The organism is Paraburkholderia acidiphila, from assembly GCF_009789655.1.
GTDB classification, from domain to species: Bacteria; Pseudomonadota; Gammaproteobacteria; order Burkholderiales; family Burkholderiaceae; genus Paraburkholderia; species Paraburkholderia acidiphila.
The window spans coordinates 964618-979793 of the sequence record NZ_CP046909.1 but is presented as its reverse complement, the minus strand read 5'-3'; the positions used below and the strand labels follow the sequence as shown (position 1 = coordinate 979793).

The 15176-nt window shown below is 64.1% G+C and carries 15 protein-coding genes; 11 read left to right on the top strand and 4 right to left on the bottom strand.

Features of this window, described 5'->3' with window-relative positions; translation table 11 throughout:
* The first annotated feature begins 58 nt into the window (after positions 1–58).
* From purD to rng, 7 genes are all read left to right on the top strand, one after another.
* Positions 59–1333, top strand: a complete 1275-nt coding sequence (gene purD / locus FAZ97_RS04350) for a phosphoribosylamine--glycine ligase (RefSeq protein WP_158757359.1) — start codon at positions 59–61, stop codon at positions 1331–1333.
* Between the two features lie 308 nt (positions 1334–1641).
* Positions 1642–2577, top strand: coding sequence for an oxygen-dependent coproporphyrinogen oxidase (gene hemF, locus FAZ97_RS04345; protein WP_158757358.1), 936 nt, complete (start codon positions 1642–1644; stop codon positions 2575–2577).
* A 4-nt stretch (positions 2578–2581) separates the two neighbouring features.
* On the top strand, positions 2582–3298 hold the full coding sequence (locus tag FAZ97_RS04340; protein WP_233271633.1) for a nicotinate-nucleotide adenylyltransferase: 717 nt from the start codon (positions 2582–2584) through the stop codon (positions 3296–3298).
* Positions 3299–3300: 2 nt separating this feature from the next.
* Positions 3301–3768, top strand: a complete 468-nt coding sequence (gene rsfS / locus FAZ97_RS04335; RefSeq protein WP_158757357.1) for a ribosome silencing factor — start codon at positions 3301–3303, stop codon at positions 3766–3768.
* Positions 3769–3804: 36 nt separating this feature from the next.
* Positions 3805–4275 (top strand): 23S rRNA (pseudouridine(1915)-N(3))-methyltransferase RlmH, encoded by a 471-nt coding sequence (gene rlmH, locus FAZ97_RS04330; protein WP_158757356.1) that lies wholly within the window; start codon positions 3805–3807, stop codon positions 4273–4275.
* Positions 4276–4400: 125 nt separating this feature from the next.
* Positions 4401–5024: a Maf family protein gene (locus FAZ97_RS04325; RefSeq protein ID WP_158757355.1), complete on the top strand. Its 624-nt coding sequence runs from the start codon at positions 4401–4403 to the stop codon at positions 5022–5024.
* Between the two features lie 8 nt (positions 5025–5032).
* Positions 5033–6502 carry a ribonuclease G gene (gene rng / locus FAZ97_RS04320; protein ID WP_158757354.1) on the top strand — a complete coding sequence of 490 codons (1470 nt, stop codon included), beginning with the start codon at positions 5033–5035 and terminating at the stop codon, positions 6500–6502.
* A 128-nt stretch (positions 6503–6630) separates the two neighbouring features.
* On the opposite strand, the gene FAZ97_RS04315 is transcribed toward rng, so the two are convergent.
* Both FAZ97_RS04315 and FAZ97_RS35325 read right to left on the bottom strand, forming a co-directional pair.
* Positions 6631–7050 (bottom strand): DUF4279 domain-containing protein, encoded by a 420-nt coding sequence (locus FAZ97_RS04315; protein WP_158757353.1) that lies wholly within the window; start codon positions 7048–7050, stop codon positions 6631–6633.
* Positions 7051–7058: 8 nt separating this feature from the next.
* Positions 7059–7850 (bottom strand): hypothetical protein, encoded by a 792-nt coding sequence (locus FAZ97_RS35325; RefSeq protein ID WP_233271632.1) that lies wholly within the window; start codon positions 7848–7850, stop codon positions 7059–7061.
* A 634-nt stretch (positions 7851–8484) separates the two neighbouring features.
* Between FAZ97_RS35325 and mnmH the strand changes: the two genes are divergently transcribed.
* Positions 8485–9627 carry a tRNA 2-selenouridine(34) synthase MnmH gene (gene mnmH / locus FAZ97_RS04305; RefSeq protein ID WP_158757352.1) on the top strand — a complete coding sequence of 381 codons (1143 nt, stop codon included), beginning with the start codon at positions 8485–8487 and terminating at the stop codon, positions 9625–9627.
* A gap of 159 nt (positions 9628–9786) precedes the next feature.
* Here the strand turns inward: mnmH and FAZ97_RS04300 are convergent, their stop codons facing one another.
* On the bottom strand, positions 9787–10629 hold the full coding sequence (locus tag FAZ97_RS04300; RefSeq protein ID WP_158757351.1) for a glycosyltransferase family 2 protein: 843 nt from the start codon (positions 10627–10629) through the stop codon (positions 9787–9789).
* A 332-nt stretch (positions 10630–10961) separates the two neighbouring features.
* On the opposite strand from FAZ97_RS04300, the gene FAZ97_RS04295 reads away from it, so the two are divergent.
* On the top strand, positions 10962–12293 hold the full coding sequence (locus FAZ97_RS04295) for an O-antigen ligase family protein (protein ID WP_158757350.1): 1332 nt from the start codon (positions 10962–10964) through the stop codon (positions 12291–12293).
* On the opposite strand, the gene FAZ97_RS04290 is transcribed toward FAZ97_RS04295, so the two are convergent.
* Entirely contained in the window at positions 12233–13315 is a 1083-nt protein-coding gene (locus FAZ97_RS04290) for a glycosyltransferase family 4 protein (RefSeq protein WP_158757349.1), read from the bottom strand. The two genes, FAZ97_RS04295 and FAZ97_RS04290, sit on opposite strands and share 61 nt — an antisense overlap.
* Positions 13316–13785: 470 nt before the next feature.
* Between FAZ97_RS04290 and FAZ97_RS04285 the strand changes: the two genes are divergently transcribed.
* Together FAZ97_RS04285 and FAZ97_RS04280 are read left to right on the top strand one after the other, a co-directional pair.
* Positions 13786–14745, top strand: coding sequence for a glycosyltransferase family 2 protein (locus FAZ97_RS04285; RefSeq protein ID WP_158757348.1), 960 nt, complete (start codon positions 13786–13788; stop codon positions 14743–14745).
* On the top strand, positions 14742–15149 hold the full coding sequence (locus FAZ97_RS04280; protein ID WP_158757347.1) for a GtrA family protein: 408 nt from the start codon (positions 14742–14744) through the stop codon (positions 15147–15149). The genes FAZ97_RS04285 and FAZ97_RS04280 overlap by 4 nt, the downstream gene beginning before the upstream one ends.
* Positions 15150–15176: the final 27 nt, after the last annotated feature.

The following is a 15176-nucleotide window of genomic DNA, read 5'->3' as shown; positions in this document are numbered from 1 at the left end:
GCCGGCGCACTGTGCGCCGGCCGCAACTGTTTCTGGTCTTGGTCTTTCGGGGATTCTCATGAAGTTACTCGTCGTCGGTTCTGGCGGCCGCGAACATGCGCTGGCGTGGAAGCTCGCGCAGGCGCCGCGCGTGCAGCTCGTCTACGTCGCACCCGGTAACGGTGGCACCGCGCAGGACGAGCGGCTCGCCAACGTCGACATCACGGACATCCACGAGCTCGCCGATTTCGCCGAGCGCGAAGGCGTCGCCCTCACCGTGGTCGGCCCGGAAGCGCCGCTCGCCGCGGGCATCGTCAACGTGTTCCGCCAGCGCGGCCTGAAGGTGTTCGGCCCGTCGAAGGAAGCCGCGCAGCTCGAAAGCTCGAAGGACTTCGCCAAGGCGTTCATGAAGCGCCACAATATCCCGACCGCCGCGTACGAGACGTTCTCGGACGCCACGGCGGCGCACGCCTACGTCGAGAAGAACGGCGCGCCCATCGTCATCAAGGCCGACGGCCTCGCGGCCGGCAAGGGCGTGGTCGTGGCGATGTCGCTGGAAGAAGCGCATCAGGCCATCGACATGATGCTCGCCGACAACAAGCTCGGCGACGCCGGCGCGCGCGTGGTGATCGAGGAATTCCTCGCAGGCGAGGAAGCGAGCTTCATCGTCATGGTCGATGGCAAGCACGTGCTCGCGCTCGCTTCGAGCCAGGATCACAAGCGCTTGCAGGACGGCGACCAGGGCCCGAACACGGGCGGCATGGGCGCCTACTCGCCCGCGCCGATCGTCACGCCGCAGCTGCACGCGCGCGTGATGCGCGAAATCATCCTGCCGACCGTGGCGGGCATGGAGAAGGAAGGCATCCGCTACACGGGCTTCCTCTACGCCGGTCTCATGATCGACGCGCAGGGCAACCCGAAGACGCTCGAATTCAACTGCCGCATGGGCGACCCCGAAACGCAGCCGATCATGGCGCGCCTGAAGGGCGACTTCTCGAAGGTCGTGGAGCACGCCATTGCCGGCACGCTCAACCAGGTCGAGCTCGAATGGGACCGCCGCACGGCGCTGGGCGTCGTGCTCGCCGCGCACAACTATCCGGACACGCCGCGCAAGGGCGACCGTATCAGCGACATCCCCGCCGAGACCGCCGATTCGGTCACGTTCCACGCCGGCACGCAGAGGGTGGACGGCAAGCTCGTGACCTCGGGCGGCCGCGTGCTGTGCGTGGTCGGTCTGGCCGATTCGGTGCGCAGCGCGCAGAACGTCGCGTACGAAACCGTGAACCGGATCTCGTTCGACGGCATGCAGTATCGCAACGACATCGGCTATCGCGCCGCAGGGCGCAAGCAGTAAACGCAGCGCTTGCCGGGGCCGCGAGCGTCGATGCGGCCCCGAATGAAACATATGGCCACGGCCGCCCGGCTGCGCGCCGTAACCATCGGCGCCACGGCTTGTTCGTCTGCCCGCTTGCGCTGGCCGTCAAGCCGTCTAGCGCAGCAGCCGAGCGCACTCAGCACGCAGCCCAGGCGGGCGCCTCTGGCGCCGGGCATCGCGCCAATCGGCGCTACACTGCCGCTGTCAGGCCGCCCGGGCGGTCTGTCCGAGTAACCCGACGAATAACCCGATCCCAGCGCCGGTGCGCTGCCGTCCCCATTTCATCGATGACCGATTTCCCTAACAGCGCCTCCCCCGACAGCGCCGCCGTCCGCGCCTGGCTGGCCAGCTTGCAGACGCAGATCGCCGACACGCTCGGCGCCTTCGACGGCACGCCGTTCGCCACGGACAACTGGCAGCGCGGGCCCGGCGAGAAGCTGCGCGGCGGCGGTTGCACGCGCATCATCGAAGGCGGCCAGTTCTTCGAGCGCGGGGGCATCGGCTTTTCCGACGTTTCCGGCGACGCCCTGCCGCCCTCGGCCACGGCAGCGCGCCCCGAACTCAACGGCCGCGGCTTCGAAGCGATGGGCGTGTCGCTCGTGCTGCATCCGCGTAATCCGTATTGCCCGACGGTGCACATGAACGTGCGCATGCTGCTCGCCACCAAGGCGGGCGAAGCGCCGGTGTTCTGGTTCGGCGGCGGCATGGATCTCACGCCCTACTACGGCTTCGAGGAAGACGCACAGCACTTTCACCGCGTGTGCCGCGACGCGCTCGCGCCCTATGGCGCGGACCTGTACCCGCGCTTCAAGCGCTGGTGCGACGACTACTTCTTCCTGAAGCACCGCAACGAAGCGCGCGGCGTGGGAGGCATTTTCTTCGACGACTACGCCACGGGCGGCTTCGACGAAGCGTTCGCGATGCTGCGCAGCGTGGGCGACGGTTTCCTGAAAGCGTATCTGCCGATCATCGAAAAACGGCGCGCCACGCCCTATGGCGAAGCCGAGCGCGAATTCCAGGCGTACCGGCGCGGGCGCTACGTCGAATTCAATCTGGTCTGGGACCGCGGCACGCATTTCGGCCTGCAAAGCGGCGGCCGCACGGAGTCGATCCTGATGTCGATGCCGCCGGGCGCGACCTGGCGCTACGACTGGCAGCCGCAGCCCGGCACGCCGGAAGCGCGCCTCTACAGCGACTTCCTGCCTGTGCGCGACTGGATCTGACGCCGTGACGCAAGCTTTCACCGTCCCACCCAACGCGCTCGCAAGGCGCGTCGGGCTGCTCGGCGGCACCTTCGATCCGATCCACGAGGGCCACCTCGCGCTCGCGCGCCATTTTGCGCGCGTGCTGGGCCTGAACGAAGTGATCCTGCTGCCGGCCGGCCAGCCGTGGCAAAAGCCGGGGGTGACCGCGGCGCAGCATCGGCTCGCCATGACGCGCGCCGCCGCTGCCTCGCTCGCGCTGCCGGGCGTGACGGTGACGGTGGACGCCGATGAAATCGAGCACAACGGCCCGACCTACACGGTCGAAACCCTGCGCCGCTGGCGCGCAACAAGCGAAAGCAACCGCACCGCCGCGCTCACGCTGCTCATGGGCGCCGATCAGTTGCTGCATCTCGATTCGTGGCACGAGTGGCGCGAGCTTTTCGCACTCGCGCATCTGGGCGTGGCGAGCCGCCCGGGCTTCGACTTTACGGCGCTGCCGCCCGAAGTCGTGCGCGAAGTCGCCACGCGCCGCTCGGGCGCCGCCGCGCTTGCGGCAACGCCGCATGGCCACTTGCTGGTCGACGAAACGCTCGCGCTCGACGTTTCGGCGACCGAAATCCGGCGCGACCTGCCGGCCTGCGTGGCGAGCGGGCAACGTCGCGGCACCGCCGCCGACAAGCTTCCCGCAGCCGTGTGGGACTATATCCTTCAACATCATCTCTATCTGCATCACGGGTAACTATGGACATCCGCAAACTTCAACGCGCCATCGTCGACGGTCTCGAAGACGTCAAGGCACAAGACATTCGCGTCTTCAACACGAGCCATCTGACCGAGCTGTTCGACCGCGTGGTCGTCGCAAGCGGCACCTCGAACCGCCAGACCAAGGCGCTCGCCAACAGCGTGCGCGAGAAGGTCAAGGAAGCCGGCGGCGACATCGTCAGCACGGAAGGCGAGGACATCGGCGAATGGGTGCTCGTGGATTGCGGCGACGCAGTGGTCCACATCCTCCAGCCCGCGCTGCGCCAGTACTACAACCTCGAGGAAATCTGGGGCGACAAGCCGGTGCGCGTGAAACTCGCGGCCAACACGGGCTTCGTGGGCGCGCGCCCGAGCGAGCCGATGGACGACGAGGACGAAGACGAGGAAGCCGCACCGGCCGTGAAGAAGCCCGCGCGCAAGACCGCTGCGCGTAAGGCCGCGAAGTAAGCGCAGCGCGCTTGCGAACGACAATCGTCACGCACGATGAAACTGCATATCGTCGCCGTCGGCCACAAGATGCCGGACTGGATCGCCGAGGGCTTCGAGGAATATACGAAGCGCATGCCGCCGGAGCTGCGCATCGAGCTGCGCGAGGTGAAGCCCGAGCAGCGTTCGTCGGGCCGCTCGGCCGAGAGTGTCATGGCGGCCGAGCGCACGCGCATCGAAGCCGCGCTGCCAAAGAACGCGCGCATCGTCGCGCTCGACGAGCGCGGCAAGGACTGGACCACGATGCAGCTTGCCAAGGCGCTGCCGCTCTGGCAGCAGGACGGCCGCGACGTGGCGTTCCTGATTGGCGGCGCGGACGGGCTCGATCCCGAGCTCAAGTCGCGCGCCGACACGCTGCTGCGCCTTTCGTCCCTCACGCTGCCGCATGCGATGGTGCGCGTGCTGCTCGCCGAGCAGCTTTACCGCGCGTGGACCATCACGCAGAATCACCCCTATCATCGCGTGTGATGCAGGTATGAAGCGCGCCTGAGCCGCTTTCCGCTGTGCGCCGGCGCCCCGCCGAGCGCCCAGCTTGAGCCCCGGAATGCAGGCGCGCACGTCAACCCGAAGTCCGTAACGACAAAGACGCTCCGATGCCCACCAACGCGCCCTATCCGTTCGTCTATCTAGCCTCGCAAAGCCCGCGCCGCCAGGAACTGCTGCAGCAGCTCGGCGTGCGCTTCGAGCTGCTGCTGCCGCGCCCCGACGAAGACGCCGAAGCGCTCGAAACCGCGCTGCCCGGCGAGCAAGCCGCCGTCTATGTCGAGCGCGTGTGCGCCGCGAAGGCAGATGCCGCCCGCGCGCGCCTCGTCGCGGGCGCGCACACGCATGCGCCGATTCTCACCGCCGACACCACGGTTTCCATCGACGGCCATATCCTCGGCAAGCCGCACGACGCAGCCGATGCCTACGCGATGCTCGAACGCCTGGCCGGCCGTGAGCACGAAGTGCTCACGGCCGTGGCCGTCGTGAACGCCGAAGGCGTCTGTCTGCCGGTCGCGGTCTCGCGTTCGCATGTGCGTTTCGCGCCTGCGCTGCCCGCCGCGCTCGCGCGTTACGTGGCGAGCGGCGAGCCGTTCGGCAAGGCCGGCGCGTACGGCATTCAGGGCCGCGCGGCGGAATTCGTCGAGCGAATCGACGGGTCCTATTCGGGTATCATGGGTTTGCCACTATTCGAAACGGCCGCCCTCCTGCGCGCCGCGGGCATCGACTTCTAGAACAAATCATGAATGAAGAAATCCTGATCAACGTCACGCCCCAGGAGACGCGCGTCGCATTGGTCCAGCAAGGCGCAGTACAGGAGCTTCACGTCGAGCGCACGCTGTCGCGCGGGCGCGTCGGCAATGTCTATCTCGGCAAGGTCGTGCGCGTGCTGCCGGGCATGCAGTCCGCGTTCATCGACATCGGTCTCGAGCGCGCTGCGTTCCTCCACGTGGCCGACATCTGGCACCCGCGCATCGCCGGCGAAGCGCATGCGCCGGTGCATCATCAGCCGATCGAAAAGACCGTGTTCGAAGGGCAAACGCTCATGGTGCAGGTCGTGAAGGACCCGATCGGCACGAAGGGCGCGCGGCTTTCCACGCAAGTGAGCATTGCGGGCCGCACGTTGGTCTATTTGCCGCAGGAGCCGCACATCGGCATTTCGCAGAAGATCGAGAGCGAAGCCGAGCGCGAAGCGGTGCGCGCGCGCCTCACGGCCGTGCTGCCCGCCGATGAAAAAGGCGGCTATATCGTGCGAACCATTGCCGAAGACGCCACGAGCGAAGAGCTTGCAGCGGACGTCGCGTATCTGCGCAAGACGTGGGCGACGATCCTCGCACAGGCTCAGCGCCTGCCCGCCACGAGCCTGCTCTACCAGGACCTGAATCTCTCGCAGCGCGTGCTGCGCGACTTCGTGAACGACGAGACCTCGCGCATTCAGGTCGATTCGCGCGAAACGTTCCAGAAGCTCACCGAGTTCGCCACAGAATTCACGCCCGCCGTGCTGCCGAAGCTGCATCACTATTCGGGCGAGCGTCCGCTCTTCGACCTCTACAACATCGAGGCCGAAATCCAGCGCGCGCTCTCGCGCCGCGTGGACCTCAAGTCGGGCGGCTACCTCGTGATCGACCAGACCGAGGCGATGACGACCATCGACGTGAACACGGGCGGCTATGTGGGCGCGCGCAACTTCGACGACACGATCTTCAAGACGAATCTCGAAGCGGCGCATACGATCGCGCGGCAATTGCGTCTGCGCAATCTGGGCGGCGTCATCATCATCGACTTCATCGACATGGAGAACGTCGAGCATCGCGACCAGGTGCTCGGCGAACTGAAGAAGGCGCTTTCGCGCGACCGCACGCGCGTGACCGTGAACGGCTTCTCGCAACTGGGGCTTGTGGAGATGACGCGCAAGCGCACACGCGAATCGCTTGCGCATGTGCTGTGCGAGCCGTGCCCGACGTGCATGGGCAAGGGGCAAGTGAAGACCGCGCGTACTGTTTGCTATGACGTGCTGCGCGAGATTCTGCGCGAGTCGCGACAGTTCAATCCGCGCGAGTTTCGCGTGGTCGCTTCACAGCAGGTCATCGACCTCTTTCTCGAGGAAGAGTCGCAGCATCTCGCGATGTTGATCGACTTTATCGGCAAGCCGGTTTCGTTGCAGGTGGAGTCGAATTTGAGTCAGGAACAGTACGATATTGTGTTGATGTAAAAATCAGCCGCGGCCGGAGATCTGCACCAGACACTGTTGCTGCGCCCAAGCAGCAGCCGATAGACCGGAGAGATGGGCACAAAAAAACCGACCCGCGAGGGTCGGTTTTTTCGTTTGGCGAGGCGACTCTAGCGGTATTCATCAACCTCGACCGCGCCGCCCATCGCTTCCATCATGGCGCGGATGTCGTCAGGTACATCGGGCACGCGGTCCCCAGCTTCGTTGTCCCAAAAGCAGAAGAAGCGTATCTGCGCACCGGTACGCTTGAGCAATTCCGGCAAATCCGATCGAGGCAACGCCAGGCGCGCGACCAGATAGCGAAGATGAGGGCTTAGTAGGTCGCTCTGCACGTGCTCCCTACTTTCGATTCCCCACAGCCCGACACGAGCCGGAAACTTGCTAGTCTGACCAGACGGCGTAACGCGAAATTGCCCCTTCACACTCTGCGTATCTGGCTCAACACCGAAATATCTCGTCCAATATTCAGGCGGCTCCGCGTCCTGATAGATAGTGAACGATGCATGTGCACGTTGATAACGAGATTTCATTTTGATCCTCAGCGACCCCAATTGTGCATGTTGTCGATAATTTCGCCGTTGAACTCGACATCCCCATCATCGTGCCAAATGACGTTGTCGTCGCCACGCAAGTTGTTGTAGGACTTCATCGCATGGATCATGTCGCCGAAAGTCTTTCGGTTATAGCCCAGCATCCTGGCGGCGTAGTTCTCCTTGTTCGTGCTGGCGGCCAGCGCTTCCACGTTGCCATCTGGCATGTCCGGCTGATAGTCGAACGGCTGCGCGTCGCCGAGCGGCGTCGAACCGTCACCAGAATCCACGCTGAACGGGTCATCGTCAGAAACGCCGCCAGCATCACCGTCGTCGCTGTCTGAATCATCGTCCCCGCTGCCGAGCGAAGCACCCGCCGCCGACTCAACGAAGCTAAGCAAGCCAAAACCATCGTCAGCCGTAGCCGGTGCGCCGTGGTTCGGCAGCGGATCGAGCGTAACGCCAACGCCCCCAGCGGGCGCGTCCAGTGGGGGAAGTTCGCCATTGGCCCTCTGAAGTGCCAGAAACTCGTCGTAACTGATGACTTTTGGCCGATGCGCACTACCGCCGCCGCCCATTGCGGGCCAGCGCTGCGGCGCGGGATCGGGCTGCGCCACGTGCGGCTGGCCTCGATATTCGCGGTTGATGACCGGCACAAGCCGACCGGATGCCACGGCATCACACAGCAACTTGCGAACGCCCGCGACATCGGTCGACAGGTTCCAGTGCGCCAGTTTCAACCGGTCGCGGACAAACGTCTGAACCTCGCGCAGTGCCTTTTCTCCGGTAATCGTATGCAAGTCCCAGTTCGGACGGAAATGACGCGCAAAGCCCATTCGGTCTTGCGTGAGCTGCCTGCGACGGTCCTTTTCCCACCGCTCGCTTTTGACTTCTTCGCTCAGGAGATTCGCTCCACATCGAGGCGTCGCGGTCCCGGCCCGCGTTCGGGTAAAGCCAGCGGGCCGGCAGATCCCGGTAGCCGCGCCCAAAACATGTCAGGTCGAAATACTGCGGCCCCGGAATCAGCGTGCATTGCCAGCCGGTTTCGAGCGGTACATACAGCGTGTTCCACATCACAGGCTACCCCGTCAATTGCCATTGGCGATGGCGGGTATACGTAGCACGCACGCTGGCGACACACCTTGCGCTATCTGGACCGGCGCGCATTCGATGCATGACGCATTCGGGCGAGCTTTTGCTACAGCGCTGTCAGGATTGTTCAGGTTCGCCGATTTGCAAATCGGGCGCTCTCACCGGCCACCGCGTATCATTCGGGATCAGGTCATCGACGCTCGAATGGGCAGCTCGACAAGAAGCCAGCTACCGGTTTTCTAGCAACCTGATTTCAAAGGAAAATTCCAAAAAACCCGTAAACAGTACGACATCGTGCTCATGTAGCGCGACGCCGTTGCAGGCATCACCGGAGCTTCGCAGTTGAATCACCAGCGCGTCACCATTGAACAGATCGGCGAATTCGACGAGATCGTCGACGTACGCACGCCGCTCGAATTTGCCGAGGACCACATCCCAGGCGCGATCAACGCGCCCGTGCTCAGCAACGAGGAGCGCGTGATCGTCGGCACGATGTACAAGGACTCGCCCTTCGAAGCGACGCGCGTGGGCGCCGCCATGGTGGCGCGCAACATCGCCATGCATCTCGATACGCTGTTCGCCGACCGTCCACGCAACTGGCGTCCGCTCATCTACTGCTGGCGCGGCGGCAAGCGTTCCGGGTCGATGACAGCATGGTTCAACATGATCGGCTGGCGCGCGCGTCAGCTCGACGGTGGATACAAGGCGTACCGGCACACCGTTGTGGAGGCGCTCGGCACGCTGCCCGCGGGGTTTCGCTATATCGTACTCGCCGGGCCAACCGGCAGCGGCAAGACACGGCTCTTGAAAGCGCTGGGACAAGCCAACGCGCAAATGCTCGATCTCGAAGCGCTCGCCGCGCATCGCGGTTCGCTGCTGGGCGCGCTGCCCACGCGAGCGCAGCCCTCGCAGAAGTCGTTCGACACGGCGCTCGTGCAGACGCTGCGCGCCTTCGACGCCACGCGCCCCGTGTTCGTCGAAGCGGAGAGCCGGCGCATCGGCGCCATCACGCTGCCGCCCGCGCTCGTGGACCGGCTGCACGCCGCGCCTTGTGTCGTTCTCGATGTGGCGCGCGAAGAGCGTATCGACTTGCTGCTCGAGGAGTACGGACACCTGTTCGACGAACCCGCGTATTTCCGGGAGCAACTGAACAAGCTCATACCGTTGCACGGGCGCGAGCGCATCGAATCGTGGTGCAAGCTGCTCGATGAGGATCGCCGCGCGCAGCTTTACGAGGCCCTCGTCGCGCAGCACTACGATCCCGCCTACACGCGCAGCACGCGGCGCAACTTCGCGAAACTCGAAAAATCGCTGCACTTCGCGTTCCATCCCGTGCGCGACAATCTCGCCGCCCAGGCACGCACGCTGCTCGAACAGTTGCGTGACGGCGCAACCGACGAAACCGACGAAACCGGCAGCCACGCGTGCGACGTGCGATGCGAAACGCCTACGGACCACTCGATCGCGCCCCCGCCGGCCCGGTAGCGCTTGCGTTACAAGCGGCAGATCCGGTACCTGCACGCGGCATACCTATCCGTCCTCGTGGCGCTGGTTGCCAGTCTGGTCGTGATGATCGGCCATCTGGCGGCTTGACGCCGTCGGTTGTCCGCGGCTGACCGCGGCCGACATCACGGCCGCAACCGGCTAGCCAAACGCGCGCTTGATGCGGGACTTCAACAACGCGCGCTTCAGATTACCCTTCCGCTCCGGCTCGGCGAGCGCCAGTGGGCCATTGACAGGCTCGCCTCGCCGCAAGTAATAACGGTCGAACGTTGCCTGCGTCAGACCCCATTTGTTGAGAAACTGGCGGCGCCCGTCGTTCTTCACGATCTTGCCGGTGCTCTTTTGCTGGAAATGGTAGACGAGGCTATCGCCGACGCCGAGGAATACCCGGCACCCGGCGTCCCACAGCTTCATCGAGAAGTCGTTGTCGCTGCTCATGCCTGGGCTCAGCTCGCTACTGTAGCCCCCCAGCTTGATCCACCAGTCGCGATGCACGAGCGTGGGCGGCCAGGTTGCGCCGCGCCAGTCGCCCCGCACAAGCTTCGGCGTAGCGGCGGCGAGTTCGTCGGCACGAAAGTCTTCGGCACTACGGCCGAAGTTCTGGACCACCACGCACGCGTTGCCGGTATCGACGGGCTCGATCATCGTGCCAGACAACAGGAACAGATCGGTCGGCATTTCGCCGATCTTGCGCACCAGTGCCTCGTCCCAGCCCGGGCAGCAATACATATCGTCGTTCATGTAGACGATGTACTCGCGCGTGGCGCTCGCCGCCGCGAGATTGACCGCATGGCAGATGCCGATGTTCGCGGGAGAGGCCGTGTGCTTGATGCCGCGCTCCCGCACCCAGTCGAGTGTGCCGTCGGATCCGTCGTTGACATGGACAATGACCTCGTGCTCGTGCGTCGAATGACGCTGCAGGCTGTCGATCACGAGCCGGAGGTACGGCAGGTTATTCCAGGTCGGAATGATGATAGAAAACATCTAAATGATCCGTTTGGGTCGATACAGCCCTGTGCGCCGCAATTGCGCCGCCAAGATCGCGTCGCGAGCGCCAGAAGGTAACTTGCGTAACAGCCTGCAAAAGGTCTGGTGCAATGGGCCGGGCTCGGGCTCCGGCCGAGCATTGTACCGCTGGGGCAGTCCGAAGCCGAGATCGCCCGCTCCGCGGGCCGCGTTTGCGGCCTTACCTGCGCCCCGTACGTGCTGCCGTGGCCGCTGGCCCGGTCGCGAGCGCCAGGAGCCGTCGGATATAATTGGTCGCGTAGCCAGGGGCAAAGTGTCCCATCAGCTTGTCCCACCCGTTTTGGTCGCCTATGAATTTTCGTCGCAGCCTGTTACTGGCTTGCTCTGCCCTGCTCTTTCTCATACCCGCCGTCAATCTCATGTGGCGCGGCGGCAGCGGTTACGGCTTCTTCCTCCTGCTGGCCCTTGCACTCGGCGCCGCCATGGTGAATTGGCGCAACCCAGGCTATTTCTCGCCGCTTCGCGACTATCGCTGGTACACAGTCGGCATGTTCGCCCTGCTCGTGTGCATCGCCGTTCAGCAAGCGCTGTTCGGCTACTGGATGCCGCGTGAATTCGATGCGCTTGCGCGCTTCCCGCTCGCGCTGCTCATTTTCCTGCTGTTGCGCCAGTTGCCGACGCGCTATCTGAAGACGATCGGCTGGGGCTGCGTTGCGGGTGCGCTCGTGGTAGGCATATGGGCGCTCCTCAGCCAGCCGCCCGGGGGCTGGAGCGACAAGGAGCGACTGAGCAATTCGTTCACCAATGCCATTCCGTTCGGCGACACCGCGCTTCTGCTCGCCTTCCTGTCTGTCTTCACACGTGGCTGGGACGACAAGCGAGACTGGCGCACCCTGGCGCTCAGACTGCTTGCGCTCGTGAGCGGCGGCTACGTGTCGTTCGTTTCAGGCACGCGCGGCGGGTGGATCGCCATTCCCGTGTTTCTCGTGCTGTTAGCCGCGCAATATCGCTGTTTCACGCACAAGAAGCGCCTGGTGGCGATGGTGCTCGTTCTCGTGCCGATCACGGCCGGGCTGCTGTCGATCAAAGAGGTCCCGCAGCGCATGACGGACGCCACCCGGGACATCGCACGGATGCAGCAAGGTGATGCGCAAAGTTCGTTCGGCGCCCGGCGTGCGCTGTGGCAGGCGTCGAGCAACATATTTGCGCGCCATCCCATTTACGGGGTTGGCAAGGGCCACCTGGAGGCCGAACTAGACAGCATGGCGAAGCGCGGCGAAGTATCGCCGCTTGTGGTCAACGAGCGCGCGCATAGCGACTTCTTCTCCACGCTTGCGGAGATGGGTTCGGTTGGCGTGGCGAGCCTGCTTCTCTTCTATTTCGGGATCACGGTGTACTTCTGGCGCGAGCGGCGAGCGAGCGATCCGACGATTCGCGCGGCCTCGTATGCGGGGCTCGCCGTCGCATTCAGCACGGTCATTTTCGGGCTGTCCATCGACGTGCTGGTTCCGGTGATGGTGACCGTGCTGATCGCGCTGATGGTCGCCACACTACTGGCTGTCATCGACGCACGCAAACGCGAGCTGGCGGCGCAGGCCGCCGCCGCTTGCCCGGGCGCGACTCAGATCGACGACATCAGCGCAAGAAGCGCTGCGCAGTGCGCGTCGACGCACGGGTCGTAGACGAGCGTCCCGAGCGGGTCGGCGATTCGCCCATTGCCGCCGCGGGCGCGCGCCACGGCGGTCTCGATGGCCTGCTCGAAACTTCCCGGTCGCTGCCGTGAGAATTCGATCTTCGCGTCGCCCACGACCGTCTCCGCCGCACCGACATTGTCGGCAATCACGAGCGGCGTGCCGCACATCACGGACTCCACGGCAACCAGGCCAAATGGCTCGTACTCCGAGGCGACCACCGTGAAGTCCGCAGCGGCGAAGAGTTCTTCGATCTCCTTGCAGTAACCCGCATAGCGAATCGTTTCGCCGGTCTTCGGCACGGGCCGGCCGGCCACGACGAGCAAAACGGGCAACGTCGTCTGGGCGAAGAACGCTTCAAGCAGCGCATAGCCCTTGCGTTCGTGACTCGTCGACGAAAACACGAAGACCACACGATCGTCCGGCAGGCCGAACTTCTCGCGCAGCTGCGCCCGCTCGGCTGCGGAGCGCACGCGAAAGCGCGCGACATCGACCGGCGGATACAGCACGTCGATCCGCTCGGCGCTCACGCCATAGAAGCGCTGTAGCTCGCGGCTCATCAATTGCGAATGGGCGACAATCCGTCGAGCGTGCGAGTAGACGCGGCGCTCGAGTTCGATTTGCCAGGCGTCGCTGCGCCGGATCGCCCGGCGAGCCGCTTCGAGCGATCCCGGGTGCGTGCCGCCACACAACGCGACATCGGCCTGCGTAGAGTGGTTGATCGCGAATACGCACGCCGGACGGTGCCGCTTGAGTTGCTGCTTCAGGCGCCAATCGAACGCGTGGTTGCGCAGCTTGCGCGGCGCCCATCGTACGTTGAGCGGCCTTTGCTCGACCCACGCGGCTTCAGGCATCGAGCGGTCGATTTCGCGGGCAAAGAGGGTCGGACGCAAGCCGAGGCGGTGAAAGCCCGCAATCACGTCGCGCGTATAACGCTCCGCACCGCCGCCATTCTTGAGCGCCTGGGCAGTCAGGGCGATATCGGTGAGCGTGCGCTGGATCGGTTCGGACAAGGTTTGGGCCTTAATGAAGAAACGCGGGGCACGCTGCGTCGCCCCTGCGGGTCAGGACAGCGGCGATTGTACCAACACGCCCGGTTCCCACTGACGCGACGACGGCCCGGGGATCGTACTTGCCATTGATTAATTCAAAGGGCCGAGATAATCAGGACAAGGCTGTGAACGGCGATTTTGAGTCAAATCGGGCATGCGAAAGGCAATCACGCGAAATGCATCAATGCCGCCGAATTCAAGCGAAGTCTCGGACCCTGCCAGTGCGCGCCTTTGCGTAATCCCCCGTCGTGTACAATGCGCCCGTCGCTTGTGCGGACGGTGCCAACGGGGAGTGCCACCGGTACCGCGACTCTGCGACGGGATTGCCCGGGCCATGTCGGCGCGTGCCGCGATGCATTGCGGCCTTCGCCGATCCTGCCAAATGCTGTTCAAGCATTCGCACTTCCCGCAGTTAAACAAAACTACTAATTATGAGTGTCATCCGGGGTTCGCGAGCCATCGTCTCTCTTGTCGTGCCGTTTTATAACGAAGCCGACATTGTCAGTCTGTTTTTCCGTGAAGTTACCGAAGTCCTTGGCAATTTGCCTGATGCCGACTTCGAGATCGTCTGCGTCAACGACGGCAGCACGGACGCGACGCTCGAGCGCCTGCTCGACGCCGCTCAATATGATCCGCGCCTGCGCGTGGTCGACCTGTCCCGCAACTTCGGCAAGGAAGCGGCCTTGAGCGCGGGCATCGATGCTTCGATCGGCGACGCCGTCGTGCCGTTCGACGCCGACCTCCAGGATCCGCCGGAAGTCATTCCGTTGCTGGTGCAACGTTGGCGAGAGGGTTTCGACGTGGTCCTCGCGAAACGAGCCGAACGCAATACGGACACCTGGGCCAAACGGGGTACGGCGGCGCTCTTTTACCGGATTCACAACGCCATCTCCGAAACGATCATCCCTGACAATGCAGGCGATTTTCGTCTGATGTCGCGCCAGGTCATCGAAGCGCTGAAGCAGTTGCCCGAGAACCGTCGCTTCATGAAAGGGCTATTTGCCTGGGTTGGCTTTCGCACGACGCAGGTTGAATATCGACGTCGCGAGCGTGCAGGCGGCAAGTCGAAATTCTCCGGCTGGAAGCTGTGGAATTTCGCGCTGGAAGGACTCACGAGCTTCGGCACATTGCCGTTGAGAATCTGGACTTACATTGGCGGCCTGACGGCAGGTTGCGCGATGCTCTACGCGATTTACCTGGTCATGCGCACGATGATCAACGGCATCGATGTGCCAGGCTACGCGTCGATTTTCACCGCCGTGCTATTTCTCGGCGGCATGCAGCTCGTCGGCATCGGCGTCATCGGCGAGTATGTGGGCCGTATCTATATGGAAGCCAAGCGCCGCCCGGTCTATATCGTACGCAAGGCGTATCGGCGAGACGGGGCATGAAGCCTGCCGCACTGCTGAGATTCGCCGGCTACGCGTGCGTTGGCGCGACCGGGACGGCCGCGCAGTACGCCGTGCTCTCCGCGCTTGTTTTCCTCGATCTGTCGGGTGCCGTCGTCGCCTCATGTATCGGGGCGATCGCCGGCGCCATCGTCAATTACGTCCTGAACTATCGCTTTACGTTCAAGGCAAGCGCCACGCATGGCCGCTCGGCTCCCCGTTTCGCGCTGGTCGCCGCCGCAGGCATCGTCCTCAACGGCGCACTCATGAATGGGCTCACGGGCCATCTGAATGTTTCATGGCTGCCGGCACAAATCGTCACGACCGCATGCGTGCTGCTGCTCACGTACACCGCGAGCGCCATGTGGACATTCCGCCCCGCCGCGTCTGACCGTTTATCGCACTGAACTTCGGCTCCTGCAAACGCCTGTCCC